At 69.6% G+C, this 25,381-nt stretch carries 26 protein-coding genes; 14 read left to right on the top strand and 12 right to left on the bottom strand.

Features of this window, described 5'->3' with window-relative positions:
• Window positions 1-2: 2 nt before the first annotated feature.
• The 3 genes from thiE (at window position 3) to YIM_RS03255 (ending at window position 2,540) form a co-directional block, all read left to right on the top strand.
• On the top strand, window positions 3-668 hold the full coding sequence (gene thiE / locus YIM_RS03265; protein WP_153028916.1) for a thiamine phosphate synthase: 666 nt from the start codon (window positions 3-5) through the stop codon (window positions 666-668).
• Between the two features lie 721 nt (window positions 669-1,389).
• A complete protein-coding gene (gene cmk, locus YIM_RS03260) occupies window positions 1,390-2,064 on the top strand; it encodes a (d)CMP kinase (RefSeq protein ID WP_153028915.1) in 675 nt (224 codons plus the stop codon).
• Window positions 2,061-2,540, top strand: a complete 480-nt coding sequence (locus tag YIM_RS03255; RefSeq protein WP_153028914.1) for an HIT family protein — start codon at window positions 2,061-2,063, stop codon at window positions 2,538-2,540. The genes cmk and YIM_RS03255 overlap by 4 nt, the downstream gene beginning before the upstream one ends.
• Here the strand turns inward: YIM_RS03255 and YIM_RS03250 are convergent.
• From YIM_RS03250 to YIM_RS03230, 5 genes are all read right to left on the bottom strand, one after another.
• Window positions 2,530-3,159 carry a class I SAM-dependent methyltransferase gene (locus YIM_RS03250; RefSeq protein WP_153028913.1) on the bottom strand — a complete coding sequence of 210 codons (630 nt, stop codon included), beginning with the start codon at window positions 3,157-3,159 and terminating at the stop codon, window positions 2,530-2,532. The two genes, YIM_RS03255 and YIM_RS03250, sit on opposite strands and share 11 nt — an antisense overlap.
• Window positions 3,150-3,914, bottom strand: coding sequence for a hypothetical protein (locus YIM_RS03245; RefSeq protein WP_153028912.1), 765 nt, complete (start codon window positions 3,912-3,914; stop codon window positions 3,150-3,152). The genes YIM_RS03250 and YIM_RS03245 overlap by 10 nt, the downstream gene beginning before the upstream one ends.
• Window positions 3,911-4,987: a thiamine-phosphate kinase gene (gene thiL, locus YIM_RS03240; RefSeq protein ID WP_153028911.1), complete on the bottom strand. Its 1,077-nt coding sequence runs from the start codon at window positions 4,985-4,987 to the stop codon at window positions 3,911-3,913. The genes YIM_RS03245 and thiL overlap by 4 nt, the downstream gene beginning before the upstream one ends.
• Window positions 4,977-5,684 carry an HIT family protein gene (locus YIM_RS03235; RefSeq protein WP_153028910.1) on the bottom strand — a complete coding sequence of 236 codons (708 nt, stop codon included), beginning with the start codon at window positions 5,682-5,684 and terminating at the stop codon, window positions 4,977-4,979. The genes thiL and YIM_RS03235 overlap by 11 nt, the downstream gene beginning before the upstream one ends.
• Before the next feature lie 330 nt (window positions 5,685-6,014).
• Window positions 6,015-6,785, bottom strand: a complete 771-nt coding sequence (locus tag YIM_RS03230; RefSeq protein ID WP_228004528.1) for a hypothetical protein — start codon at window positions 6,783-6,785, stop codon at window positions 6,015-6,017.
• Window positions 6,786-6,983: 198 nt separating this feature from the next.
• Between YIM_RS03230 and YIM_RS03225 the strand changes: the two genes are divergently transcribed.
• Window positions 6,984-7,934, top strand: coding sequence for a threonine/serine dehydratase (locus YIM_RS03225; RefSeq protein ID WP_153028908.1), 951 nt, complete (start codon window positions 6,984-6,986; stop codon window positions 7,932-7,934).
• Here the strand turns inward: YIM_RS03225 and YIM_RS03220 are convergent.
• Together YIM_RS03220 and YIM_RS03215 are read right to left on the bottom strand one after the other, a co-directional pair.
• A complete protein-coding gene (locus YIM_RS03220) occupies window positions 7,920-9,422 on the bottom strand; it encodes an MFS transporter (protein ID WP_228004527.1) in 1,503 nt (500 codons plus the stop codon). The two genes, YIM_RS03225 and YIM_RS03220, sit on opposite strands and share 15 nt — an antisense overlap.
• A complete protein-coding gene (locus YIM_RS03215; RefSeq protein WP_153028907.1) occupies window positions 9,419-10,177 on the bottom strand; it encodes a GntR family transcriptional regulator in 759 nt (252 codons plus the stop codon). Before YIM_RS03215 ends, YIM_RS03220 begins: the two co-directional genes overlap by 4 nt.
• Window positions 10,178-10,283: 106 nt before the next feature.
• Here YIM_RS03215 and YIM_RS03210 point away from each other — a divergent pair, with 106 nt between their 5' ends.
• Entirely contained in the window at window positions 10,284-11,333 is a 1,050-nt protein-coding gene (locus YIM_RS03210; protein WP_153028906.1) for an SIS domain-containing protein, read from the top strand.
• Between the two features lie 85 nt (window positions 11,334-11,418).
• Complete coding sequence (locus YIM_RS03205; protein WP_153028905.1) at window positions 11,419-12,408, top strand: N-acetylglucosamine kinase; 990 nt, start codon at window positions 11,419-11,421, stop codon at window positions 12,406-12,408.
• A gap of 89 nt (window positions 12,409-12,497) precedes the next feature.
• Here YIM_RS03205 and YIM_RS03200 read toward each other — a convergent pair whose 3' ends face one another.
• Entirely contained in the window at window positions 12,498-13,184 is a 687-nt protein-coding gene (locus YIM_RS03200; RefSeq protein ID WP_153028904.1) for a DUF3159 domain-containing protein, read from the bottom strand.
• A 255-nt stretch (window positions 13,185-13,439) separates the two neighbouring features.
• Here YIM_RS03200 and YIM_RS03195 point away from each other — a divergent pair, with 255 nt between their 5' ends.
• The 8 genes from YIM_RS03195 to YIM_RS03160 all read left to right on the top strand — a co-directional run bounded on the left by YIM_RS03195 (window position 13,440) and on the right by YIM_RS03160 (window position 19,219).
• Window positions 13,440-14,240 (top strand): SGNH/GDSL hydrolase family protein, encoded by an 801-nt coding sequence (locus YIM_RS03195; RefSeq protein ID WP_153028903.1) that lies wholly within the window; start codon window positions 13,440-13,442, stop codon window positions 14,238-14,240.
• 76 nt (window positions 14,241-14,316) lie between these two features.
• Window positions 14,317-14,724 carry a hypothetical protein gene (locus YIM_RS03190; RefSeq protein WP_153028902.1) on the top strand — a complete coding sequence of 136 codons (408 nt, stop codon included), beginning with the start codon at window positions 14,317-14,319 and terminating at the stop codon, window positions 14,722-14,724.
• Window positions 14,724-15,980, top strand: coding sequence for a hypothetical protein (locus YIM_RS03185; RefSeq protein ID WP_153028901.1), 1,257 nt, complete (start codon window positions 14,724-14,726; stop codon window positions 15,978-15,980). Before YIM_RS03190 ends, YIM_RS03185 begins: the two co-directional genes overlap by 1 nt.
• Window positions 15,977-16,693: an ESX secretion-associated protein EspG gene (locus YIM_RS03180; RefSeq protein WP_153028900.1), complete on the top strand. Its 717-nt coding sequence runs from the start codon at window positions 15,977-15,979 to the stop codon at window positions 16,691-16,693. The genes YIM_RS03185 and YIM_RS03180 overlap by 4 nt, the downstream gene beginning before the upstream one ends.
• 40 nt (window positions 16,694-16,733) lie before the next feature.
• Window positions 16,734-17,258 (top strand): OmpA family protein, encoded by a 525-nt coding sequence (locus tag YIM_RS03175; RefSeq protein ID WP_153028899.1) that lies wholly within the window; start codon window positions 16,734-16,736, stop codon window positions 17,256-17,258.
• Window positions 17,259-17,270: 12 nt separating this feature from the next.
• Complete coding sequence (locus YIM_RS03170) at window positions 17,271-17,813, top strand: LapA family protein (RefSeq protein ID WP_153028898.1); 543 nt, start codon at window positions 17,271-17,273, stop codon at window positions 17,811-17,813.
• Between the two features lie 27 nt (window positions 17,814-17,840).
• A complete protein-coding gene (locus YIM_RS03165) occupies window positions 17,841-18,347 on the top strand; it encodes a hypothetical protein (protein ID WP_153028897.1) in 507 nt (168 codons plus the stop codon).
• Window positions 18,341-19,219, top strand: coding sequence for a hypothetical protein (locus YIM_RS03160; protein ID WP_153036753.1), 879 nt, complete (start codon window positions 18,341-18,343; stop codon window positions 19,217-19,219). The genes YIM_RS03165 and YIM_RS03160 overlap by 7 nt, the downstream gene beginning before the upstream one ends.
• Before the next feature lie 479 nt (window positions 19,220-19,698).
• Here YIM_RS03160 and YIM_RS03155 read toward each other — a convergent pair whose 3' ends face one another.
• From YIM_RS03155 to ectB, 4 genes are all read right to left on the bottom strand, one after another.
• On the bottom strand, window positions 19,699-22,494 hold the full coding sequence (locus YIM_RS03155; protein WP_228004526.1) for a BTAD domain-containing putative transcriptional regulator: 2,796 nt from the start codon (window positions 22,492-22,494) through the stop codon (window positions 19,699-19,701).
• A gap of 265 nt (window positions 22,495-22,759) precedes the next feature.
• Complete coding sequence (thpD, locus tag YIM_RS03150) at window positions 22,760-23,656, bottom strand: ectoine hydroxylase (RefSeq protein WP_370468950.1); 897 nt, start codon at window positions 23,654-23,656, stop codon at window positions 22,760-22,762.
• Between the two features lie 44 nt (window positions 23,657-23,700).
• Window positions 23,701-24,093 carry an ectoine synthase gene (locus YIM_RS03145; protein WP_113694800.1) on the bottom strand — a complete coding sequence of 131 codons (393 nt, stop codon included), beginning with the start codon at window positions 24,091-24,093 and terminating at the stop codon, window positions 23,701-23,703.
• Window positions 24,094-24,113: 20 nt separating this feature from the next.
• Window positions 24,114-25,367 carry a diaminobutyrate--2-oxoglutarate transaminase gene (gene ectB / locus YIM_RS03140; protein ID WP_153036752.1) on the bottom strand — a complete coding sequence of 418 codons (1,254 nt, stop codon included), beginning with the start codon at window positions 25,365-25,367 and terminating at the stop codon, window positions 24,114-24,116.
• Window positions 25,368-25,381 lie beyond the last annotated feature (14 nt).

Below are 25,381 nucleotides of genomic sequence, written 5' to 3'. Positions count from 1 at the left end.
ACATGCCTGGGCTGGATGGTGACGAGATCAGGAAGCGCCTCGACGAGGCACGGCTGTACCTGTGCGTGGACGCGCGGTCGGCGCGCGGGGACCTCGCGGAGTTCCTCGACGCCGCGCTGGCCGGTGGGGTCGACATCGTGCAGCTCCGCGACAAGACCGGCGGCGCGCCGCTGGAGGCGAAGCAGGAGCTGGCGGCGCTGGAGGTGTTCGCCGCCGCGTGCGCGCGGCACGGTGCGCTGCTGTCGGTGAACGACCGCGCGGACGTCGCGCTGGCCGCCGGTGCCGACGTGCTGCACCTGGGTCAGGACGACATCCCGGTCCCGCTGGCACGGCGCGTACTCGGCGACGACGTGGTGATCGGGCGTTCGACGCACTCAGGCGCCCAGGCCCGCGCGGCGGCGGCCGAGCCGGGGGTCGACTACTTCTGCACGGGTCCGTGCTGGCCCACCCCGACCAAACCGGGACGGGACGCTCCGGGCCTGGACCTGGTGCGGGAAACCGCCGCGCTGGGCACCACCCGCCCGTGGTTCGCCATCGGCGGCATCGACCAGGCGCGGTTGCCGGAAGTCCTCGAAGCGGGCGCCACGCGGATCGTGGTGGTACGGGCCATCACCGAAGCCGAAGATCCCGAGGCCGCGGCGGCCGCCCTGAAATCCGCACTGGTTTAACACTGGCAGCCAGAAAGTCACTACCAGTGGAAGTTCGGCATTCCGGTGCGACCATTCCCGCAACCAACGGGGCCAGATGGCCTAAAGCTGCTTTGAGCGCCGGTAGAACATTGGACAATTGCACCGGACCGCGTTCACCGAACTGCCGGTCAACCGCAATACCAGCGCGCTCCGGTCGGCCCGGACACGCCCCGGCCGACCGGACAGCAGCGCGTTCCGGAAGCCGACTCGCGACGAAAACCTTTGTCGCCGTGGGCTGAAACCACCATACTGGGCACCTGTACCTGTTCTGCGCACGCAGGGGAGAGCGCAAGTGCGACGGCGACGTACGTCCGCACCACCGCCCACCTCATCGCGTGACGGGCAAGGGCCCATTTTCACCCGGACAATGTACGAGGGCACCACCGCACAAGCGAGCCGGCATCACCACCGGCCCCCTGCGATCGTCCGGCCCTTCACCCAGGAAAACCCGTTGGCCCCCGGAACGAGTGAGGTGGGCCGCACTTGATCTTTTCACGCATGACACTGGGTCACTTGATAGCACAGAAGACTGGATTCTTCGCGTCACCGGAAGCGACGTCGACAACTCACACCCAGAGTGTAATAAAGACCACCCGAAAAAGTCGCAGCTCCGAATCTTTCGATGAAATTCAACCTGGTAGCCTCTGGGCCCCGTCAACAGAAACAATGTTGTGCCAATTGACCTCGAGGGGACAAGTCAGTGTCCGAGAAAAGTGGAAAAAAAGTGGTCATAGCCGTGGACGGCCCGGCCGCCGCCGGTAAAACCACGACCTGTCTCGCCCTGGCCGAAACGTTCGACCTGCGCTACCTGGAGAGCGGCCGCCCGTATCGCATCGTGGCCTACGAAGCGCTGCGCCGCGGGGTTGCCGTGGACGACGGACGTGCCGTGGTCGGTCTTTGCGACGACCTGATAGACGAAAGTCGCAGCACCAACCTGCTCGCATCCACCAGATATCAGCCACAGGAGCTGAGATCGGTTTCGGTCAACCGAACAGTTTCCGCGGTGGCCAGGATCGGTGAACTGCGTGGCCGCGTCACCGAACTCATCCACCTGTGGGCGAACGCGCAAGCCCGGTGCGTGGTGGAGGGACGAGACATCGGCACCGTGGTGTTCCCCTCGGCACCCGCGAAGTTCTACCTCACCGCACGACCGGAAACCAGGGCGAAGCGAAGGGTGCGACAAGAAGGACGAGGGTCCTATGAAGACGTGTTGAAGGACGTCATCCGTCGTGACGAGGCTGATATGTCCCGGACCGTCTCCCCGTTGAAACCCGCCTCGGACGCCGTGGAAATCGACACAACTTCACTCTCCGTCGACCAGGTGGTGGGCCGAATGGTTGACGTTTGCCGGACCCGAGGTGTAGCAATTCCATGATCGACGACGACATAACGGTGGAGTCGCCCTACGTCCGACGTCGCGGCGGCGACTCCCGGCGATCGGACGGTGACGACGTGACGGGCTGCCTGTTCTGCAAAACCGACGACCCGTCGCTGAACGGTGTCCTGATCGAAAAAGAGTTGTTCTACGTTCGCTGGGACAACTTCCCCGTCGCCGAGGGCCACGTCGAGATCGTGCCCAAACGGCACGTGGCGAGTTATTTCGACCTCACCAGGGAGGAAGCCGCCGAAGCGTACGAGATCATCGGGCAGGCGCGCGATCTGCTCGACAAGAAGTACCAGCCGGCCGGTTACACGATCGGCGTGAACGAGGGGCGAGCGGCCGGGCGCACGATCGACCATCTGCACATCCACCTGATCCCGCGTCATGAAGGCGACGTACCCGATCCGCGGGGCGGCGTGCGGGGAGTGCTACCGGGGCCGGACCCGGACGAGTGGAGTTCTAGGACTTGAGCGCTTCGGCGACGAACCAGTCGTCACGCGAACTGTGTGCGGACGAAGCGGAGGCGAACCCCACGGCCAGGAGGTCGGCTTCCACCGATTCCGACGTGCGCAGCGAGAACCACCGCTCGCAGGGCAGTCGCCTGCCTGTCTTCCAGTCCTCGTGGTCACCGGCCTGGAAACTGATCGCGGCAGTCCCTCCCGGCCGGAGCACACGCTTCATCTCGGAGAAGCTGCGGCGGTGGTCGCGACGCGGAACATGGAGCACGCTCGCGCACGCCCAGACACCCGCGAACACGGCGTCGCGGAACGGCAGATCCAGCAAATTCAGCTGCACGATGCCGGCCGTGGCGCAACGGGACCTGCTCATCTCCAGCATGCGCTCGCTGATGTCGCCCGAGATCACCACCAGTCCCTTGCCGAGCAGGTATTCGGTGTCCCGACCGGCCCCGCAGCCCAGGTCCAGCACCGGGCCACCCGGCAACTCGGCGGCGAACCGGTCCAGTTCCAGATCCAGCCCAGGGAACTGGTCCAGCGTCTTGGTCGCCCTCGCGAATTCGTCGGCGTACTCGTTGTAGGTGCTCCTGGTCACGCGCGCGATCTGCGCCGCGGACCGGGGATTCAGATGCACTCGAAGTCCTCCCGGCCGATGTAGATGCCCAGCTTGGTCATCTCCTCCAGCACCTCACGGCAGTTGAGCACCTGGTAGCCGTGGCTGGCATCGAGGCTGATGCAGCCGACGAACTTGCTCCGGCCGTTGCGGATGGGCGTCGCGAAGACCGCGGTGCGGTGCTTGACCCGTCCGAAAGCCTCCCAAGTGAGGTTCATCACCTTCTCCGGATCATCCGCCCGGACCCGGTCGAACGCATCTCGATCAGTCAGACCGGCGGCCAGCGGCGCCGCATCGAAGTGGTACTCGCGGTCGTACTTCCAGCACAGGCCCACCACCCCCACGCCCTTGACCGGCGTGAACATCCGGGTGGCCGGGTAGGTGGACATCCGGTAGGTCGCGAGTCGCTTGAGCACACCATTGATCGGATGGCGCAGCGTTCTCCGCTTCCGCCACACGTGCAACGCCAGGTCACCGGTCTCCAGCGGTGGCTCGATGGCTTGGCTGATCACCAGCAGCTTGCCGAAGCCGGAGAGGATGCTGCGCCGCATGATCACGTTGCGATCGGCCATCGCCCGCGCCTGCCAGGCCTCGAACGGGGTCAGCGCGCCGAAGACACCCGCGATGCCGAGCAGCACGAGCATGACGTACGGCCGGTTGCCGAGCAGCGCGTCCCAGAACGGCTTCGACGGCACGTGGTACGCCTTGCCCGCCAGGCCCAGCGTCGCGAGCAGCAGGAACGCCTTGTCCAGGAGCTTGGCCGTCGAGCGCTTCACGCTCCGACGTCAGCCGGGTCTCGAGGAGTGTGCCGCCACGCCTTGCCGGGCAGTTCGGCACGCGTGCCGTCCTCGCGGACCAGCACCACGTCCCGTCGCTCGGTGACCACGCCGACCTGGTGGAAGTCGAGCCGGCCCGCGAGCAGGCCGAGCTGATCCTCCGGTGCGGTGAACAGCAACTCGAAGTCGACCGAGTCGCCCAACACGACCGACAGCGGGTCAAGACCGAGGTGCGCCGCCACCGCGGACACCGCATCGGGTACCTGCAGAGCCTTCTCTTGAACCTCGACCCCGACGGCACCGGCCTGCGCCAGGCCGGCCAATGCCGCCTTGAGCCCGTCCGAGGTGTCCTGGCAGCTCGTCACCACCCCGCTGGCGCTGAGGGCGAGGCCGCTTTCGATCCTGGCCACCGGCCGGCGCCAGTAGGCGAGCATGGTTTCCAGGTGTGTCTCCTCGATCAGCGGGTGGGGATCGGCGGCGCGCAGGTAGGCCATGGCGGCTCCGGCGAAACCGGTGGCCGCGGTCAGGCAGATCGCGTCGCCCGGCTTCGCGCCGGTCCGGAACAGCGTTCCGCCGGCCGGGCACACACCGAGAGCCGACGCGGACAGAATGAGGCGCTCGGCACCACCGATGTCTCCCCCGACGTTCGGACACTCCCATGCCGCGCACGCGTCCCGGATGCCCTCCAGCACCCGTCGGAAGACCGCGTCGGTCATGTCCGGCGGGTAGCGGACCACTGACAGCAAGCCGATCGGCCTGGCCCCCATGGCGGCGATATCGCTCAGGTTCGCCGCCACCAGGTAGTAGCCGAGGTCGTACTCGTCCAGATGTCCCATTTCGTACAGCCGGAACTTGGGCCCGCGGACGTAGTCGGACCCGACCACCAGTTCGTGGTCGCCGCGGAAGCGGAACACCGCGCAATCGTCCTGCGCCTCGACCCCGGCCAGGAGGTCCACCCGGTTCCGGCCCGGCTGGCTCACCTGCTCGAAAGCGGCGTTCTGGGCGCGAAACAACGGTACGACCGTGTTCGCCAGCCTGGTCGGTTCGTCCGAGAACTCCCGGTCAGTCCGCATGCCGCCGTCCCTCCGGTTGGCTGCGGGTGCCGGACAGCCGGGCCGACCACGACCGGACTTCCCGCATGGTCGAACGGAGTACTTCCTTGCGCATGACCACGGCGTAATCCCATTCCGGGTCCTCGATCGAAAGCGTGGCGCCGACCACCGCTCGCAGGTACTGGCGGCGCTGCCTGGTCGGCAGGTAAACGCGGCAGCCTTGCCTGTGGAACCGCAGGAAATAGGCGGAATCCGGCCACGGCGGAAGGGAAAGTTCGGCCAGCGTACCCAGATCGCGATAAGTCAGTCCATCACCGATCATGATCCGGTCCACCGCGGCCGGGGAAACGGGGAGCAGGTGCAGGTGCGCGTGCGTGATACAGGCGTGGCTCACTTCTCCGCTGCTGGATCCGTGTTCGAGAAACAGCGGCTCCTGGAAAACCTCGCGGTAGAGTCCGGCCACGCGGCCGACCAGTTCCACCGCCTCCCGCCGGTGGACGGTCAGGACCTGCGCGAAGGAGAGGTAGTGTTGTTTGGGCAGCAGCAACAGGTGCCCAGCGGTCAGCGGCGACATGTCGGCCAGCAACTCGAAATTCTCTGTTGAATACACTCGCCTCGACGGCGGGTCACCTTCGTAGAAACGGCTGAACGAGGTATCGGCCGCACCAGAAATTTCCTCGCAGAAATCCGCCCCCGTGCACTGCACGGCAGTGATCATCTTTCCCCCCGACGTCGCGTCGCGATGCGGCCTGGTGTAGCGGCATTTTTCCGCATGAGCAGCGCAAACTCGAACCCTGACCGGAAGGTTAGCTCAAACGTCGCAATAGTCGACGGGAAAGGTAGACCGGCTGTTTGGAACTCCACTGAACAGCGGGATCATTACTCCGAACTGGCCTGCGGCACCCGCACGACATGTCCAGTTTTTGTCCGCACGCCGATTAACGACAACTCTTTCGTTTCCGGCGGCAAAATCGGACGCGCCGGGTGCGCGGTGGCCGCACGGGAACCGCCCGGCAGTGCTACCACTGCCGGGCGGTTCGTCCGGCTCTCAACCCGTGGCCGGGGCGCTCGGCTGGGTACTCGGTTCCGGCTTCTCGGTGGTGGTGACCGACGGTTTCGGGGCGCTGCTCGTCGGCGGGTCCGAAGGCTCGGCCGGGGCGGTGGTCGTGGGCGCGCTGGATTCGCTCGCCGGCGCCTCCGACGGTTCGCTCGCCGGGGCCTTGCGGGATTCCGAGGCGGGCGCCTGCTCGCGCGGCGCCTCGTGCTGACCGCCACCACCGCCGCTGACGATGTGGCCTATGGTGCTCCGGCCGTCCCCGGAGATGCTGCCGCCGGTGGCGAACTCGAAGCCGGTGATCAACAGGATGGCCAGCACAAAACCCACCACGCTGGTACCGATGACCAGCGGCCAGCGCAGCTTGCGCAGACGGCTGACCGGCTGCTCACCCGCGTCCCCAGCCACCGAAGACTCCGAAGACTCCGAGGTCTCTGAAGACACCGAGGACTTCGAAGGCTCGTCAGCGTCCGAAGCGGACCCCACCGGCGACTCCGAAGACTCCGACGACTCCGACGACTCCGAGGCGGACTCGACCGCCGTCGTCGAAGTCGTGGGTCGTGACGCGGGAGGCACCAGCGGTCGGGTGGTCAGCGTGCGGGCCTTCAGCGCCGCCGCCTTCGTGCGGTCCAGCGAGCGCAGGTACAACTCCCCGCCCACCGTGGTGATCACGCTGGCCAGCCCGGCGCCGAGCACCGTGCCCGCGACGCCAAGCGTCGAACCGAGCACCGCCGCCGTCACCGCGGCGAGCGCGGCCGCCGCCACCTGAATCGGTCTGATCCCTGATCTCTTTTCCGTCTCCTCTGACATGTCCCGTTTCTTCTCCACCCCTGCGACTCACTCCTTCTCCCAACGAATAAGTCGTCCGGGATGCTCCCCCGGTTGCCCGATGGTGAGCCCCGCCACGCCGTCTGTCCACAATGGACTACGCGCGATTCACCGATCCTTGACATACTCACCGTTATGCAGCTGATCTCCCTCGAGCACATCCGGACCGCCGCCGGCCGGATCGCCGGCGCCGCGATCCGCACCCCACTGCTGCCGCAGCACTGGGCGACCGGCGCCCCGCTCTGGCTGAAAGCCGAGAACCTGCAAGGGATCGGCGCGTTCAAGATCCGCGGCGCGTACAACGCGATCGCCGCGCTGAGTGAACCCCAGCGTCAACGCGGAGTAGTCGCCTACTCCAGCGGCAACCACGCGCAGGCGGTCGCGGTGGCGGCGAAGATGTTCGGCGTCCCGGCGGTGATCGTGGTGCCGGACAGCACCCCGCGCAACAAGGTGGAGGCCACCACCGCGCACGGCGCGAAGGTGGTCGAGGTGCCGATCGCGCAGCGCGAGCTGGCCGCCCAGACCCTCGCCGACCAGCGCGGGTTCAACCTCATCCCACCCTTCGACCACCCCGAGGTGATCGCCGGGCAGGGCACCATCGGCCTGGAGATCGCCGAGGACCTGCCCGGCACGCAGGTGGTGCTGGTGCCGGTCAGCGGCGGTGGGCTCGCCTCCGGCATCGGCACCGCGATCAAGTCGCTGCTGCCTTCGGCCAGGGTGTACGCGGTCGAGCCGGAACTGGCCGCCGACACCGCGGAGAGCCTGCTCGCCGGCACCAGGGTCGACTGGCCGGTCGAATGGCGGGCGCGCACCATCGCCGACGGCCTGCGCGCGCAGCCGTCCGAGCTGACCTTCGCGCACCTCAAGCGGGTGGTCGACGGCATCGTCACGGTCAGCGAGGACGAGATCCGCGCCGCCGTCCGGGTGCTGGCGACCAAGGCGCACCTGGTCGCCGAGCCCAGCGGCGCGGTGACCACGGCCGCCTACCTGTTCCGGCGGGACGAGCTGCCGGAGGGCCGCACGGTGGCCGTCGTCTCCGGCGGCAACATCGACGCGGCCCTGCTCGCCGAGCTACTCCGGGCGTGAGCGGGCGTAGGCCGACGGCGGCGCGTCCACCCCGCAGTGCAGGCACTCCCCCGGCTCGGGGTGCTCGTGCTCGGGTTCCGGCTCCCCGCTGAGCACGTCGTTGCGCACCCCGATGGCCACCAGCCCACCGGCCACAGCCAGTCCCGCGCACACCAGCAGTGCGGTCCGCCAGCTCGCGGTCAGCGCCACCGGATCGGCGTAGGCCGCCCCGGTCAGCCCCGCGACCGCGGGCAGCAGCGCGATGGCGAGCAGTCCGCCGGTCCTGGCGATGGCGTTGTTCACCCCGGACGCCACCCCGGCGTACTGGTCCGGCGCGGCGGCCAGCACGGTGGCCGTGACCGGCGCCACCACGGTGGCCAGCCCCAGCCCGAACACGGTCACCGCGGGCAGCACGGCACCCAGGTACGACGCACCCGGTTCGACCCGCAGCAACAGCAACATCCCGGCGGCGACCAGCATCGGCCCGACCACCAGCTGCAGCCGTGGACCGATCTTCTGCGCGAGCCGTCCCGAGTACCCGGAGAGCACCAGCATCACGATGGTGATCGGCAGCCCGGCCAGCCCCGCCGCGGTCGGCGAGTACCCCAGCGACACCTGGAGCTGCAGCACCATCAGCATCATCACGCCGCCGAGCGCGGCGTAAACGACCAGCGTGAGCGCGTTGGCCAGGGTGAACGTCCGGCTGGCGAACAACTGCGGCGGCACCAGCGGATCAGCCGACCGCCGCTGGAGCACCACAAAAACGACCAATCCGGCCAGCCCGGCGACCCCGGACCCGAGCACCAGCACGTCCGCCGCCCCGCGCACCGGCAGCTCGACCAGCGCCGCGGTGACTCCGGCCAGTCCCACCGCGCCGACCACCGAGGCCAGCACGTTCGGCTTGCCGGTGTGCTGCTGCTGGTCGCACGACTCCGGCACGTACTTGCGGGCCAGCCAGACGCAGACCACCGCGATCGGCAGGTTGATCAGGAAGGCCAGCCGCCACGACCACACCTGCACCAGCAGCCCGCCGACCAGCGGCCCGATCGCGGCCGCGATGCCGCCGAGCCCGGACCAGGCACCGATCGCCCTGGCCCGTTCGGCACGCGGGAACGCCGACTGCAGGATCGCCAGCGAGCCCGGGGTGAGCAGCGCGCCGCCGATGCCCTGGAGGATCCGGGTGGCCACCAGCATCTCGGTGGTCACCGCGAGCCCGCACAGCACCGACGCGACGCCGAACCAGACCACGCCGATGACAAACACCCGGCGCCGCCCGTACCGGTCCCCGAGCGAACCGGCGATCAGGATCAGCGACGCGAGCGCCAGCATGTAGCCGTCGAGGATCCACTGCAGACCGGAAACCGAGGCGTCGAGTTCGTCGCCGATCCGCGGCAGCGCGACGTTGACGATCGTGCCGTCGAGCATGGCCATGCCCGACCCCAGGATGGTGGTGGCGAGCACGCCGCGCGCCGCCGGTGTCCCCCAGCGAACGAGGTCGGGCGCGGTCACGGCCGGTTCAGCGTGGTGACGAACTTGTACCGGTCACCTCGGTAGATGGAGCGGACGAACTCCACCGGCTTGCCGTCGGCGGCGAACGAATGCCGCGACAGCAACAACATCGGCATGCCGACGTCGGCGCCGAGCAGTTCGGCCTCCTGCGGCCCGGCGAGCGCGGTCTCGATGGTCTCCTCCGCGCGCTCCATCTCCACGCCGAACTGTTCGCGCAGCACCGCGTACAGCGAACCGCCCGCGCTGACGTGCTTGCGCAGCCCGCGGAAGCGCCCGAGCGGCAGGTGCGTGGTCTCCAGCGCCATCGGCTCGGCGTCGGCCAGCCGCAGGCGGCGCATGCGCAGCACCTTCGCCCCGGCGCGGATGCCGAGCAGCTTGGCCAGCTCGCCCTCGGCGGGCAGCTCGTCGATCTCCAGCAGCTTCGACGACGGCTCGCGCCCGGACGCCCGCATGTCCTCGGTGTAGGAGGACAGCTGCAGGCGCTGGGCGAACTTCGGCTCGGCCGCGAAGGTGCCCTTGCCCTGCACGCGGTGCAGCCTGCCCTCCACGGTCAGGTCGGCCAGCGCCTGGCGGACGGTGGTCCGCGAGACGCCGAACTCGCCGGCCAGCGCCCGCTCGGTGGGGATGGACGACCCGGCGGGCAGTGCGTCCAGCAGGTCCAGCAGGTGTTGCTTCAGTGCCCAGTACTTCGGCTCGCGTTGCCCCCGGGTACCGGTGGCCGGGCCGGATTCCCCGGGCGGTGATGTCTCCAACATGAGCGGCTCCTTCACAACACGCGCGACTCCTCACGGAAAAAGTACTCTTCGACGGGACTGGGTCGACCGGCTAGCATTGGTCTAGACCAGACAAGAGGAGTGCACCATGACCGTAGAGGGTCAGCAGCCCGGCGCGCACATGGCCGCCGAAATCGCCGAACAGCCCGCCGTGCTGGCGGCCCTTCGGGAGCGGCAGCCGGAGATCGCCGGGGTGGCCGAAGCGATCGCGAAACGCCCGCCCCGCTTCGCTTTGCTGGCCGCGCGCGGGTCCAGCGACCACGCCGCGCTCTACGCCAAGTACCTGATCGAGGTGCTGCTGGGGTTGCCGGCCGGGCTGGTTTCGCCGTCCACCGTGACGCTCTACGGGGCCGCGCCGGACCTCCGGGATGTGCTCCTGGTGACGGTCAGCCAAAGTGGAGGTTCACCTGATCTGGTGGAATTCACCGAGTCGGCCCGCAAGCAGGGCGCACGCACCGTGGCGGTCAGCAACACTCCGTCATCGCCGCTGAGCGCCGCCGCGGAACTGGCCGTGGACATCGGCGCCGGGCGGGAGCAGGCGGTCGCCGCGACCAAGACCTACTCGGCCACGCTGCTCGCGCTTTACCTGCTCGTCGACGCGGTGCGCGGCGGCAAGGGCGCCGACGCCGACGGGCTCGGCGAACTGGCCCAGCAGACGCTCGACCGCTCGGCGGCGGGCGTGCAGCGCGCGGTCGACCGGTACCGCTTCGTCAACCGGGTGATCACCGCCGGTCGCGGTTACTCCTACGCCAGCGCGCTGGAGGCCGCGCTGAAGCTCGCCGAGACCAGCTACCTCGCCGCGCGCGCGTACAGCGGGGCGGACCTGCTCCACGGCCCGGTCGCGGCGATCGACGGTGACACCGCCGTGCTCGCGCTGACCAACCGCGGCAAGGGCGGCGAAGCCATGCGCGAGGTGCTCGACGCGGTCTCCGGCCGCGGTGCCGACGTGCTGGCCATCGGCTCGGCCGCCGCCGACGTCCCGGCCGCGCTGCGGATCGAGGTGCCGCCGGTGGCCGAGGAACTGGCACCCGTGCTCGACGTGCTCCCGGCGCAGCGCCTGGCACTCGGCCTGTCACTGGCCAGGGGCGGCGACCCGGACCGGCCGCGCGGGCTCAACAAGGTCACCAAAACCCGCTGATCTCTTCGCCGCTGTTCTCGCCACGATGGGTGACTGGTGACCTGATTCACGGCATAGTCACCCTCGTGTTGCGAGGAGGCCCCCAGTGAGTGACCCCAGCCGTCCCCGTGTCGTCGGTGTCGACGCGGGCGGAACGTCCACGCGCGCGCTCGCCGTCGACGCCGACGGCATCGTGCTCGGCAGCGGCCGCGCGGGCGGTGCCAATCCGAACGCGCACCCGCCGGAGCAGGCCGCGGCGAACATCGCCGCCGCCATCGGCGACGCGCTGCGTGACGCCGACCCCGGCTCGGTCAGAGCCTGCGTGGTCGGCATGGCCGGGGTCAGCAAGCTGACCGATCCCGCGATGGCGAAGGTGTTCGACGACGCGTGGACCGGTCTCCGGCTCGGCTGCGGTGTGCGCATGGTCGCCGACGCCGAGGCCGCGTTCGCCTCGGCCACCGACGCCCCGGACGGCACTGTGCTGGTGGCGGGCACCGGCTCGATCTCGGCGCGCATCCGCAAGCGCCACCTGGTCTCCACCACCGGCGGTTACGGCTGGCTGCTCGGCGACGAGGGCTCGGCGTTCTGGATCGGCCGGGAGGCGGTGCGGGCCACGCTGACCGCGCTGGGCCGCGGCGGCCCGTTCGACGGGTTGCCGCTGGCGGTCCTGCGCGAGGCACTGCACCTGTCCGATTTGGACGCATTGCGCGCGCAGACCGAAACCGACCGCCTGCTCACCTCGCGCCGGTTGATCACCACCTGCAACTTCGAGTCGCCGATCCGGTTGGCCAGGTTCGCCCCGCTGGTCAGCGCGGCCGCAGCCGAAGGTGACGCGACAGCACGGAAAATCACCGACCGGGCGGCGGAACTGCTGGTGGCCAACGCGCTCGAAGCACGCGAACCCGATGAGGACACGCCACTGGTCCTCGTCGGCAGCGTGCTGGTCGGGGACAGCCCGGTCGGCGCGAAGGTGCGGGAAACGCTCCGTGCACTGGAAATCCGTTCCGCCACCGATGGCGTACTCGGCGCCGCCTGGCTGGCGGCGGTGGACGCCTTCGGTGAGAACGCTCCGCGACCGGTGCTGGAAATCCAGTAGAGCGCGCCAAAGCGAACATCGACGATCCGCGGCTTCTGCGAGTACGGTGGTAACCGGCCCCCGGACCCTCCCCCCTCGCCGGGGGCCGTCTACTTCTCTCCGGCGTCCGCGCGTTCAGCGCTTTCGCCGGACAGTCGCGGGTGCCGCAGGCCGGGGTGCTCGGCGGGCAGCGAGCGGTAGAGCACCCAGCCGCTGACCGCCAGCGTCAGCGCCACCAGCGGCCAGGAGAGCACCGTGCGCGCGATGCCCAGTGCCACCACCTGGCCGCTCCACCACAGCGAGCCGTACACCAGCACCCGCAGCACGTACTGGCCGAACACCCAGATCCAGCTCGCCCGCGAGTACGCGCGCAGCAGCTCGGGATCGCGGCGCCAGCGGGTCTTCTGCCCGAGCGCGAAGCCGACCACCACGCCCAGCAGCGGCCAGCGCACCACGATGCTCGCCGCCCACAGCAGCGCACTGGCCACATTGGACAGCAGTTGGATCAGGAAGAAGTCCTCCGCGCGCCCGGTGTGCAGCGCGATCAGCGCCGCCGCGATGACCGCGGCCAGGCTGACCACCACCGCGCGCGCCTTGTCCCCGGTCGCCAGCCGGAAGGCGCCCAGCACCACGGCCACCCCGATCGCCACCCCGGCACCCCAGGCGATGGACGAGTCCGCGGCCAGCCAGCCGACCACGAAGGCGGCCGGCGGCACGCTCGCGTCCAGCGCGCCCTTGCGCCCGCCGAGCAGCTGGGCCAGTGACTCGCGCGATTCGGTCGAAGGGGACTCGCTCACCCCTACAGCCTGCCTCAAACCACCGAGGAAGGGCACCCTTACCTTTCGGGGAACCGCTAGATCATTCCGCAGGATGATGCCGGGCGCCGGATCGAAGGCGTCTAATTGCGGGTGCCAAGATGACGCTGGACGTACGACACTGTGACGTCCGAGCAAAACAGAGGTTGCGGCAATCGGGATTGTGGGGCGATCTTCGAGTGTTGAACCCGCTACCGGAGAGGTTTTCGCAGGGCACGGGGTGGAGGGAGACCCAGAGTGTTTGGCTTTGACAGCTACGTCGCCGTCGGCGACAGCTTCACCGAAGGGCTGAACGACGAGCTTCCGGACGGCAGTTTCCGGGGTTTCGCCGATCGGCTGGCCGAGATTCTGGCTGGGGGCCGGAGTGACTTCCGTTACGCCAACACGGCGCTGCGGGGCAAGATGCTCGCCGAGATCGTGGACGAGCAGATCCCGGTCGCGCTGGAGTTCAAGCCGGATCTGGTGACGCTGTGCGCCGGCGGCAACGACATCGTGGTGCCCGGGGTGGACGTGGACGCGGTCGCCGCGCGCTTCGAGGAGGCCGTGGTCGCGCTGCGCGCCGCCGGCATCACCGTGGCCGTGTACACCGGTCCCGACACCAAGGTGATGTCGGTGATGAACCGGCTGCGCGGCAAGGTGGCGATCTACAACGCCCACCTGCGCGCGATCGCCGACCGGCACGGCGCGCACGTGGTGGACCTGTGGTCGATGGACGCGCTGCACGACCTGCGGGCGTGGAGCGACGACCGGCTGCACTTCACCCCGGAGGGCCACCACCGGATCGCGTTGCGCACCGCCGAGGTGCTGGGCGTGCCGACCGACCAGGACTGGCGCGAGCCGTGGCCGGCCAGCCCGGAACCGACGTGGATCTCGCTGCGGCGGTCGGATCTGGAGTGGACGCGGACGCACCTGCTGCCGTGGATCCGCCGCCACCTGCGCGGTGAGTCGCTGGGCGACGGGCTCACGCCGAAGCGGCCGCGACTGGACCCGCTGCGTCCCTCGGACGGTGGACTGGTCGACTCCAAGCCCGCTCCCTGAGGGGTTTTCCGGACACGGACGTCAGGAGTGGACTATTGTCCGCTACCTGAAGTAACTGGGGGGAGGCGGTTTCGTCGTGTCCACATGGCAGCAGCCCGCTGACGTCGGCAAGTGGCTCAACACGGTCCCGTGGGTGATCACGGACTCGCAGCCGGGGGCGGCCGGTCCGCCGGCCGGCGGTTTCGCGATGAGCCGCAGCGAGATGATCAACGTGCTGACCGAGGCCAAACAGCTGCGGGTGCAGGTCGACACCCAGATCATGAGCACCGCGCCGCTCAGCCGGATCACACCGCCAGGGCGTGATCCGGCGAGCGAGCGCTACGTGGCCGCGGCCAACGCCACCGGCGTCAACTACATCAACCACCTGCGGTTGCAGTCGAAGTACCTCGGTGACCTGATCGGCAAGCTGAACAAGGCGCTGGGCAACGTCGAGGAGACCGACGCGAACTCGGCCGCCGCGGCACGGAAGGCCGGCGAGCACTGATGGGCTGGTTCCTCGGGGAAGCGGGCGGCCCGTGGGCCGGGCTCGACGAGTACCTGAAGAAGCTGGAGGAGGACGGCGCGTTCATCCCGCCGGGCGACCTGGTGCAGATGATCCGCGACGGTGCCGGTCCGGCCAGCCTGCAGGAAGCGCGGCAGCTGGGCCTCAACCAGCACGACGAGCAGCGCGAGCTGGAGGACGGCGCGCGGCGGCTGGTGGCCAAGCTCGAGTCCGCGTGGACCGGCAGCGCCTCGGACGTGGCCCGCGCCAACATCCAGCCGCTGGCCACCGTCGCCGAGGTCGCCGCGAAGACGCTCAAGGTGAATTCGGAGATCGTGCAGAACCAGGTGCACAGCTTCGACGCGCTCAAGGCGAACCTGCACCAGGTGTCGAACGACCCGCCGGAGAAGGGGTTCTGGGACAGCGCCACCCCGTGGGACACCGACACCGAGGACCAGATCAACCAGCGCGACCAGAAGGTCTCCGAGAACAGCGAGAAGTACTCGGTGTACGTGCAGACCAGTGACGACAACAAAGCGTCGATGGTCACCGATTACGGGCACGTGCCCGGCTACAGCGGAAACGATTTCGAAGTCGAACCGCGCAAACCGGGCGATCCGGGCGACGACAAAGGCGATTCGGACGGGAAGTACCAAATTCCCAAAAAAGACGATTCGACCAGTGTCAGCGGATTCACCGGGCATCCCACGACAAATCCGCCGCCGAACCTCCCGCCACCCGTGCAGCCGCCGAACCACCCGCCGGTGCAGCCGCCGAACCCGCCCATCCCGATCGGCACCACACCGTCCGGCTACCAGCCGCCGCGACCGGTCAAGCCGGCGTGGCCGGGCATTCCCGGCCTGCCCCAGGGCGGTCCCGGTGGCTTCGGGCCGCGTGGTGGTGGTGCCGGTGGTGACTTCGGCGCCGGTGCCTTCGGTCCCGGCGGCGGCATCCCGTCGGCCGGGGTCGGCGGCGGTGGCTCCGGTGCCGGTGGCGCCGGCGCGCCCGGTGCGGGCGCGAGGGTCGGCGCGGGCGGTCTGCCCGGTGCCGGCGGCCCCGCCGCACCCGGTGGCGCGCCGGGTGGTTCCGGCGCGGGCGCCCGCGGCGGCGGCATGGGCGGAGGCGGCGGTGGTGGTGGCGGCCGGGGTCAGGGCGGCGAGGACGGCGAGCACCGCCGCGCCTCCTACCTGGAGGAAGCCGATCCCGACGCGATCTTCGGCACCGACGAGCGGACGGCACCGCCGGTGATCGGGCAGTGAGCGTGCGACTGACCCAGCCGATCGTGCTGCCGCTGGCGGCGTTCCGGCAGGCGTGGAAGTGGCAGCGGCTGGGCCCGCTGCACCCGGTGATCGGCATCGAGGAGCGGTGGGCCGACACGGACACCCAGCGTGACCTGGAGAACCGCGTCCTCGACGGGCTCAACCGCGCCGGGCTGGCCCGCAACGGGGTGCTGAGCAGGCACTTCAAGGACGTGCTGAAGGTGCTGGCCGAAGCCGACCGCGAGTTCTACGGCTGGGTCGGCCTGGTCGACTCCGGCAACTCGGCCGGGGTGCTGGTGGCCACCGACGAGTTCGGCAGCGCGGTGCGGGTGTTCCGCGACGACACGCACATCCGGCTCGACAACGCCGAGTTCGGCGCTCCCGAGCGCTGCCTGGTGGACTCGCTGCCGCGGGTGCCACCGGCCAGGGTGCCGGAGCTGCGGGTGCCCAAGTCGGACACGGCCGCCGTCACCGAGCTGACCAGCTCGCGGCGCACCGGGGTGCACAAGCTGCACGCCGCCCGGCCCGACCGCGGCGGCTCCCGGCGGCGCAGTGCGCCGCTGACCGTGCTCGACCTCGCCGGACGCGGTCGGGTGATGACGTTCGTCACCGAGGACAAGGGTGCCGAACCGCAGGTCAACTGCGCTTCCGGCACGCCGGAGGCGATGGTGCGCCATTTGCACGCGGCGGATTCCGCCCTCCGGCCCTACTGAGAATTAGCACCTGGATGAACCCTCAAGTTATGGTCAGAAGATGTCCGGCCGCCTGTTGCTGATCCCGTTGGCACTGGTGGTGACCGCCGCGTTGGCGCTGGTCATCACCTGGACCGACGGTGCCCGGCTGGAGGCGGAGCTGGCGCAGCGGTCGGGCACCCCGGCCGCGGCACCGCCCGCCCAGCCGGCCGTCGCCGCCGAGGGCGGTGACGCCAAGGGTGAGCTGCAGACCGAGATCGACCAGCTGCTCGCGGCCGAGCCGATCACCTTCACCCCGGACACCGCCGAGCTGACCGCGGAGAGCGAGAAGACCGTCTCCCGCATCCGCGAGGTGCTGGCGAAGGCGCCCGCGGACGCCTCCTTCGAGGTGGGCGGGCACGTCGCGAAGACGCCGGGTGACGAGGAGGCCGGCCTGGAGCTGTCGCGGCAGCGCGCGGAAGCGGTGGCGAAGCTGGTCGCCGGTGACGCGGTACCCGCCGAGCGGATCACCGCGAAGGGGTACGGGGACACACGACCCAAGGCGGGCGGTGGGGACGACCGCCGGGTCGAGATCACGGTCAAGTAGGGGGATTCGACGATGCTGTGGTTGTTCGGCCAGATCTGGGTCTGGCTGCTGGTCGCCTTCGGGCTCGGTGTGCTGCTGACCTGGATGGTGCTGTCCGTGGTGCACCGCAAGGAGCTGGCCAGGGCCGAGGCCGAGGCGCTGCCGTCGAGGCCGTTCTACGAGGACGAGGACCCGCCCGCGGCGGCACCCGCCTACCCGGCACCCGCCTACCCGGCGGACGACTACGACGACGGCTTCACCTACGACGAGCGTCCTCGCAACGGCTACGCCCACCCCGAGCCCAGCGCGCACGGGCACGACAACGACTTCCCCCGGGAAGACCTGGACGACCCGTACCCCGGTCACGACCCGTACCCCCAGTCGTACCCGGGCAACCTGCACCCGGTCGACGCCTATCCCGACGACGGTTACCCCCAGGACGACTACCCGGAGGAGCCGGTGCGGGGCAGGCAGCCGCGCCAGGACGAGATCGACTGGCCGGCGGAGAACGCCCAACCGGCGTGGCCGACCGACGAGGACTGGCCGCCTGCGGAGCCCCGCCAGCGCAACTGGTAATTTCGGCTGTCCATTCGAGGAGGGTCGATGCCGCTGCCGCACTGGACCGCGGACGGGGTGCTCCCACCCGGCGCGCATCCGGCGGATCTGGCCGATATCTACGAGCGCCTGGTCTGCGACGCGCCTTACCAGAACGAACGCGAGATCCTGTTCGGCGCGCTGAGCAGCTATCTCGGCGTGGTGTGCCGGATCATCCCGTCGGGTCGCGCCTGGGTCGACGGCGGGCTGGCGCTGTGGTCGGAGGAGCCGCCGGGCACCGTCGACGTGGTGCTCATCCCGGACGAGTGGGGCAGCCTGAAGAAGCTCGACGGCGCCGCGCGCGCCGCGCTCTACGGCATGGTCACGCTGCGCGGCGCGATAATCGGCCAGCCCGCCATGTACCTGGACCAGGTGCAGCCGGTCGGCGGCCTGCTCGACGGCTACCTGTGCGTGCCGGGGCACGAGGAGGTCTGGGCGCAGACCTGGTCGTCGGTGCGCGGGCCGTACGGGCCGATCGAGGGGCTCGTCAAGGGGTACGCGGAGGTGCGCTGGTGAACAAGTTCCGCGAGCTGGCCGACGACATCCCCGGCGGTACCTGGCTGGACGACCTGGCGCGCGCGTCGGCGATGGCGGCGCACGCGAAGTTCGAGCGGACCTCGCGGTCGCCGTTGCTGCGGGTGTCGGTGATCGGGTCGTCGCAGCAGGACGCGTACACCTTCTCCGACATCGGCCGCGCCCTGCAGGACGCGACGGCGAAGATCGGCCGGATCATCCGCGATCCGCAGAGCGAGATCACCTACGTGCAGCCCGCCGATCGCGAGAAGGCGCCGCTGATCCAGCGCGGGCAGGCGGGCAACACGCTGTTCTTCGGCTTCCCGGAACCGGAACCGGCCGACGCGCTGATCCACGACGGCATCGAGACGTTGTCCGAGCGCGCGGTCAAGGAGCTGTGCGACTTCCTGCCCGCCAACGGTTCGGACGACGGCGCGCTGGACGCGGTGCTGCTGCAGCGCGACACCGTGCGGAACGCGGTCAGCGACATCGTGGCGGCGGTCAGCAAGAACGCCGGGATCGGCTTGCAGCTGACCACGACGGCCGGTGAGGACGTGCTGCGCAGCATGACCACCGAGCAGGCGCGCGTGCTGCGGGGCAGCCTGCGGGAGTCGCGCGAGGAGGTCGGGTACGAGACGGTTTCCGGCAGGCTCGACGGTGTGCGCACCCGGCGGCGGATCTTCTACCTGGAGCGCGAGTCGGGCGGCACGGTGCAGGGCGCGGTGGCGCCGGACCTGCTGGACGAGATCAAACTGAACCTGGACCGGCCGGTGACCGCGCGCCTGCGCGTCGTCCGCACCACCACCATCGACGGCCGCCGGGGCCGCCCGGTCTACGAACTACTCGAGATCACCCCGGAAACCAGCCTCTTCTAGAGAATCCGCCAGGCGCCGGACCCCAAACCAACCCCCAGAACCGCCACCCGGCAACGACAGCCGACCCCATACCCCACCCAGCCCCTCCCCATCCCCGCTCCACAGCCAAAAACACGGCGAAATCAAACAGCGGGGTGGCCCCCGACCAGCGCCGTGAAAGCAGTGCCGTGAAAGCCACATGGGCTGGACCATCAGCGGGCGATCGGCCGGCGCTCCCCCTCGGCGCGCCGGCCGACCGGCCGGTGGTGCGCCGGACCCTCCCCCTGGCCCGGTCCGGCGCGGTGGCTTCCGCTCGCGTCCCACCGCGGTACCCGGAAGCCGCGGTGATCGCCGGCTTCAGGCCCTCCCCGGCCGCCGAACGATCACCGCGTTTTGAACACTACGCGTGAGCGCCGCCACCCTGCTAAGAGTTCACTAAGTAGATATTTCACCTGTCCGCGAGGATCTTCCGCTCGATGGACTTCGGTGGTGACTTACCGCTATTCGTCCAATGCGGCGAGTTCCGCACCAAGCTCCGCCGGCCACGGCGCGCCCGCCTGGCGGAACCGTTCTTCGGCGAGTTCGAGCTGCTCACGGGCCTGCACCCGGTCACCGCGAGCCACCAGCACCCGGCCCAGCGCCGCCCGGGAAACGCCCTCCTGCAACAGGAATCCACGACTAGTGGTCAGCCCTATTGCCTGCCGCGCATAGCGTTCCGCCTCGCCCAATTCCCCGGTTTCCAGGTACAGCTCCGCCAGGTTGTTCAGCGATACCACAGCGTAACTGTCGTCCCCGAGTTCACGATCGATCGCCAGCGAGCCGAGCTGGTGCTCGATCGCCTCGGCGTACCGCCCGGACAGCTTCTCCGCCTCGGCGCAGTTGTTCAGCGCCTGCCCGCGCAACGCGAGATCGCCGGTCCGCTCGGTCTCCTCGATCGCGTGCCGCAGCCGCTCGATCGCCTCGTCGTACCGGCCGGAGCTGCTCAGCGCCGCGCCCACGTGGATGTTCGCCGACACCAGCAGGCGCTTGTCCCCGACCTCGGCGGCCAGTTCGAGCGCGTGCTCGGCGTCGGCGAGCCCACCGCCCTCGATGCCGAAGGTGAGCGCGATGGCGCACCGCGAGATGAGCATCCAGCAGTGCGCGAGCGGGTTCCCGGACGCCTTCGCCGCGGACAGGCCCAGCTCGACCAGCCCGGTCCACTCGTCCCGCAACGGCCGCACCACGCGATAGGTGTGCACCACGCGCGCGAGCCGCCAGGCGTCCTCGTACCGCCCGGCCCGGTAGGCGGCTTCGCAGGTTTCGAGCAGGTTCGGCCATTCCAGCGCGAACCAGTCCAGCGCGTCGTCGAAGCCGGCGAGCACGGGAAGTTCCGTGTCCACCGCGGCGAAGTCGAGCGAGTCGACGATGCGCAGCAGCCGCCGTCGCGCCCGGTCGGCCGCCGCCTGGTAGTACCGCACGGACCGCCGCAGCACCGCCTCGCGTTCGGTGGCGGCCAGTTCCGTCTCGGCGAGACCGCGCAGGTACAGCCGGATCAGGTCGTGCGGCGCGAACACGTCCCGGCCGACCTCGGTGAGCAGGTGGTACGCCGCGAGCGTGCGCAACAGTCGGCGCGCCTCGGCGACGTCGGTGCCGCCGAGCGCGGCGGCCAGGTGCGCCCCGATCGACGGCCCGGTGAACGCGCCGAGCAACCGGAACAACGCGCCGACCGGCTCCGGCAGCCCCCGGTGGGACACGTCCAGCGCGGCCCGCACGCTGGTCTCCGCCACATCCACCCCGGCCACGTCCAGCGCGGTCAGCCGGGTCCGCTCGTCGGCCAGCTCCGCCACCAGGTCGTCGACGGTCCACTGTGGACTCACCACCAGCCGGGCACCGGCGATGCGCAGCGCCAGCGGCAGGTACGCGCACAACTCGGCCAGCTTGCCGTAGTCACCCGGCCCGGCCAGCTCCTCGACCAGTCGCACCGCGTCGGCGGGCGGCATGGTCTCCAGCGCCTTGATGCGCGCCGCGCTGGACACCACCAGCCCGTCCAGCCGCGCGCGGCTGGTCACCACGGCGACCGAGCCCGGTGCGGGCGGCAGCAGCGGGCGGACCTGCTCGGCCGAGCGCGCGTCGTCGAGCACCACCAGCACCGTCGCGTCGGCCAGCAGCGAGCGGTACAGCGCGATGCGCTCGTGTGGTTTGTCCGGGAGTTCGGCGGGCCGGACGCCGAGCCCGAGCAGGAACTGGGTGACCACTTCACCGGGCGCGAGCGGCGAGTGCTCCGGGTCGAAGCCGCGCAACGTCGCGAACAGCACACCGTCGGGAAAGTCCCCCGCGGTGTGGTGCGCCCACGAGATCGCCAGCGCGCTCTTGCCGACGCCGGGCGCACCGGTGACCACGCCGACCAGGCTCGCACCGTGCCGCGCCTGCTCGACCAGCGCGTCCAGCCAGGCCAGCTCCTCCACGCGCCCGGCGAACCGGGGCACCGCGGGCGGCAGCTGGGCGGGGTTCACCCGGACCAGCCGGGGCGGTGGCCCCTTCGGCGCCGACGGGTCGGCGAGGTCGTCGCGCAGGATGCGGTCGTGCAGCTCGCGCAGTTCGGCGCCGGGATCGATGCCGAGCGTGCCGACCACGTGCCGGGCCGCGCGACGGTACACCGCGAGCGCGTCGGCGCGGCGCCCGGCGTGGTAGAGCGCCCGCATCAGCTGGCCGATCGTGCGTTCCGCCAACGGGTTCTCGCGGACCATGGTGGTCAGCTCGGAGATCAGCTCGGCGTGCCGCCCGAGTTCGAGGTCGGCGTCGACGCGGGCGCCGTGCACCGCGAGCCGGAGGTCCTCCAATTCGGGCGCGTGCACCGAATCGGGCACACCGGAGAGCACCGGGCCCTTCCACAGCGCGAGCGCCTCGGCGAGCACGCCGGCGCGGCGCTCGGCACCGGCCGAAGTGGCGTACTCGAGCAGGGCCCGCGCGCGGTGCACGTCGATCTGCGACGGGTCGACGGCCAGCTGGTAACCGGGCGGCCGGGTGTGGATCTGCGCGCCGTCCCCGCCGTCGCCCTGGATGGACCGCAGCACGCGGCGGAGGTGGGACACGTTGCCGTGCACGATGGTCCGCGCGGTGGCCGGTGGATCATGCCCCCACAACGCGTCGATGATGTCGTCCAGTGGAACGACTTTGTTGGCGTGCAAGGCCAGCAGCGCCAGCAGTCCGCGCACGCCCGGCCCGCCGACCGGAACCGGGCGCGAGCCCGCGAACAGTTGCACCGGGCCGAGCAGCTGGAACCAGGCTTGCCGGGACGCAAAATCCCCTTCGCTCACTACGCCTCCCCTGCGTCGTGGACGAGCAGGTGAAGACGTTACTCGCAAACCGGGCGAGAAGCGGGGCACGCCGGAAACAACACCGCCCTGCACCATCAGTCCCGATCTGATGGTGCAGGGCGGTGTTGCCGACTGCCACGGCCCGCGAGCGGACGATCTCACCCCGAGCAAGGAGTAACCGTCGCGTCACTGCGACCGTGACGGAGACAAACGTAACAGGCCACGAAGGGTTAGCGAAGAGCTACCCCTCGCGGCCTGATAACGATTATCGCCGGACCGGGGTGAAGTCGCGGGCGGCGATGAACTCCGGCCTCGCCTTGCCCGCCGCGAACGGCTCCACCACCGCGTTGTCCACGCTGTTGAACACCAGGAAGATGTTCGAGCGCGGGTACGGGGTGATGTTGTTCCCGGAGCCGTGCATGATGTTCGAGTCGAACCACAGCGCCGAACCCGCGGCGCCGGTGAACTGCTCGATCCCGTGCTCGGCGGCGAGCTTGGCGATCTCGTCCTCGGCGGGCACGCCCACCTTCTGCTCCTTGAGCGAGGACTTGTAGTTGTTCTCCGGGGTCCGCCCGGCGCACTGCACGAACGTGCGCTGGGAGCCCGGCATCAGCATCAGCCCGCCGTTGAACGGGTAGTTGTCGGTGAGCGCGATGGAGCAGCTGACCGCCCTCGGCACCGGCATGCCGTCCTCGGCGTGCCAGGTCTCGAAGTCGGAGTGCCAGTAGAAGCCGTTGCCGCGAAACCCGGGCATGTAGTTGACCCGGCTCTGATGGACGTACACGTCGGATCCGAGGATCTGGCGCGCCCGGTCGAGCACGCGCGGATCCCGGACCAGCTCGGCGATCAGTTCGCTGATCTTGTGCACCTCGAAGATCGAGCGGACCTCGCCACTGGTCTTCTCGGTCACCACCCGCTCGTCCGCCTTCAGCTCCTGGTCACCGGAGAGCCGGACGAGTTCCTGCCAGTAGGCCTGCACCTCGGCCGGGGAGAGCAGGCCCTCCACCACCGAGTAGCCCTTGGTGTCGTGCGAGGCCAGGGTGGCCGCATCGATCGGACCGTCCGCTTCGTTGCCCCACACCGTGGGATCAAGGCGGTCGATCGCCCCGGCCTCCCCCGCCGGGAGTCGGGTCGGGTAGGCGTCCCCGATCCGGGTGTCCATCAGAGTCAAACTGCTCGCCTCCTCGTGAATCGCGCTCTTTCCGATCAGGATTCTTCGGTCACCAGCGGGTACACGCCGTTCTCGTCGTGGACCTCGCGGCCGGTCACCGGCGGATTGAAGACGCAGACCGTCTTCATGTCGGTCTTGGGCAGCACCTGGTGCTTGTCGTGGTCGTTGAGCAGGTACAGCGAACCGGGCTTGAGCTGGTGGCGCTCACCGGTCGCCTTGTTGACCAGCTCGCCCTCGCCCTCGTAGACAAACACGGCCTCGATGTGGTTGGCGTACCAGAAGTCGTTGACCGTGCCCGCGTAGAGCGTGGTCTCGTGCACCGAGAAGCCGACCTTCTCCTTCGCCAGGATGATGCGCTTGCTGCGCCAGTTCGGCGTCTTGATGTCGGCGTCGGTGTCGGTGATCTCGTCGAGGGTGCGGACGATCAAAGTCGTGTCTCCTTAGCTTCCTACTTGGTCAGCACGGCGCGGATGGACTCGCCGATGATCTCCAGGCCCTGCTCCAGCTCGGCGTCGTTGATGGTCAGCGCGGGCAGCAGCTTCATCACCTCACCGTCGGGCCCGGAGGTCTCCATCAGCAGACCACGCTCGAAGGCATCCGCGCACACCGAACTCGCCAGCTCGCCGGTGGCGAACTCGATGCCGCGGGCCAGGCCGCGGCCCTTGGCCACCAGGTTCGCTTCGGGATAGGCCTGCACGATCTCGTCGAAGACCGAGCCGATGCGCTCGCCCTTGGCGCGGGTGGACTGCTCGAGCTTGTCGTCGCTCCAGTACACGCGCAGCGCTTCGGTGGCGGTGACGAACGCCGGGTTGATGCCGCGGAAGGTGCCGTTGTGCTCACCCGGCTCCCACACGTCCAGCTCCGGCTTGATCAGCGTCAGCGCGAGCGGCAGGCCGTAACCGCCGATCGACTTCGACAGGCAGACGATGTCCGGTTTGATGCCGGCGTCCTCGAAGCTGAAGAACGGGCCGGTGCGGCCGCAGCCCATCTGCACGTCGTCGAGGATGAGCAGGATGTTGTGCCGCTCGCACAGGTCGGACAGGCCCTTGAGCCACTCCAGCCTGGCCGCGTTGATGCCGCCCTCGCCCTGCAGCGCCTCGACGATCACCGCGGCCGGCTCGTTCAGCCCGCTGCCGGAGTCCTCGAGCAACCGCTCGAAGTACAGGAAGTCCGGGTAGGCGCCGTCGAAGTAGCGGTCGTACGGCATCGGGGTGGCGTGCACCAGCGGCACACCGGCGCCGCCGCGCTTCATCGAGTTGCCGGTGACCGACAGCGCGCCCAGCGTCATGCCGTGGAAGGCGTTGGTGAAGTTGATGACCGACTCCTTGCCGGTCACCTTGCGGGCCAGCTTGAGCGCGGCTTCGACGGCGTTCGCGCCACCGGGACCGGGGAAGACGACCTTGTAGTCCAGCTCGCGCGGACCGAGGATCTTCTCCTGCAGCGTCTCCAGGAAGTCGCGCTTGGCCACGGTGAACATGTCCAGCGCGTGGGTCACGCCGTCGCGCGCGATGTAGTCGATCAGCGCCTGCTTGAGCGCCGGGTTGTTGTGGCCGTAGTTCAGTGCGCCCGCGCCGGCGAAGAAGTCCAGATAGCCCTTGCCGGTCTCGTCGTAGAGCATGCTGCCCTGCGCCCGGTCGAAGACCACCGGCCAGCCGCGGCTGTAACTGCGCACCTCGGATTCGAGTTTCGAGAAAATTTCCATGTTCATCGCCAGTT

The sequence above is a fragment of the Amycolatopsis sp. YIM 10 genome (assembly GCF_009429145.1).
Classification (GTDB): domain Bacteria; phylum Actinomycetota; class Actinomycetes; order Mycobacteriales; family Pseudonocardiaceae; genus Amycolatopsis.
This window is presented reverse-complemented; position numbering and strand designations above follow the sequence as displayed.

Excerpts from the sequence above, each read along its gene's own strand:
- YIM_RS03170 (WP_153028898.1), top strand. The coding sequence starts at position 17,271 with ATGCTGTGGTTGTTCGGCCAGATCTGGGTCTGGCTGCTGGTCGCCTTC.
- YIM_RS03185 (WP_153028901.1), top strand. The coding sequence starts at position 14,724 with ATGGGCTGGTTCCTCGGGGAAGCGGGCGGCCCGTGGGCCGGGCTCGAC.
- YIM_RS03165 (WP_153028897.1), top strand. The coding sequence starts at position 17,841 with ATGCCGCTGCCGCACTGGACCGCGGACGGGGTGCTCCCACCCGGCGCG.
- thiL (WP_153028911.1), bottom strand. The coding sequence starts at position 4,987 with ATGCGGACTGACCGGGAGTTCTCGGACGAACCGACCAGGCTGGCGAAC.
- YIM_RS03225 (WP_153028908.1), top strand. The coding sequence starts at position 6,984 with ATGCAGCTGATCTCCCTCGAGCACATCCGGACCGCCGCCGGCCGGATC.
- YIM_RS03255 (WP_153028914.1), top strand. The coding sequence starts at position 2,061 with ATGATCGACGACGACATAACGGTGGAGTCGCCCTACGTCCGACGTCGC.
- YIM_RS03235 (WP_153028910.1), bottom strand. The coding sequence starts at position 5,684 with ATGATCACTGCCGTGCAGTGCACGGGGGCGGATTTCTGCGAGGAAATT.
- YIM_RS03175 (WP_153028899.1), top strand. The coding sequence starts at position 16,734 with ATGTCCGGCCGCCTGTTGCTGATCCCGTTGGCACTGGTGGTGACCGCC.
- thiE (WP_153028916.1), top strand. The coding sequence starts at position 3 with ATGCCTGGGCTGGATGGTGACGAGATCAGGAAGCGCCTCGACGAGGCA.
- ectB (WP_153036752.1), bottom strand. The coding sequence starts at position 25,367 with ATGGAAATTTTCTCGAAACTCGAATCCGAGGTGCGCAGTTACAGCCGC.
- YIM_RS03210 (WP_153028906.1), top strand. The coding sequence starts at position 10,284 with ATGACCGTAGAGGGTCAGCAGCCCGGCGCGCACATGGCCGCCGAAATC.
- thpD (WP_370468950.1), bottom strand. The coding sequence starts at position 23,656 with ATGGACACCCGGATCGGGGACGCCTACCCGACCCGACTCCCGGCGGGG.
- YIM_RS03215 (WP_153028907.1), bottom strand. The coding sequence starts at position 10,177 with ATGTTGGAGACATCACCGCCCGGGGAATCCGGCCCGGCCACCGGTACC.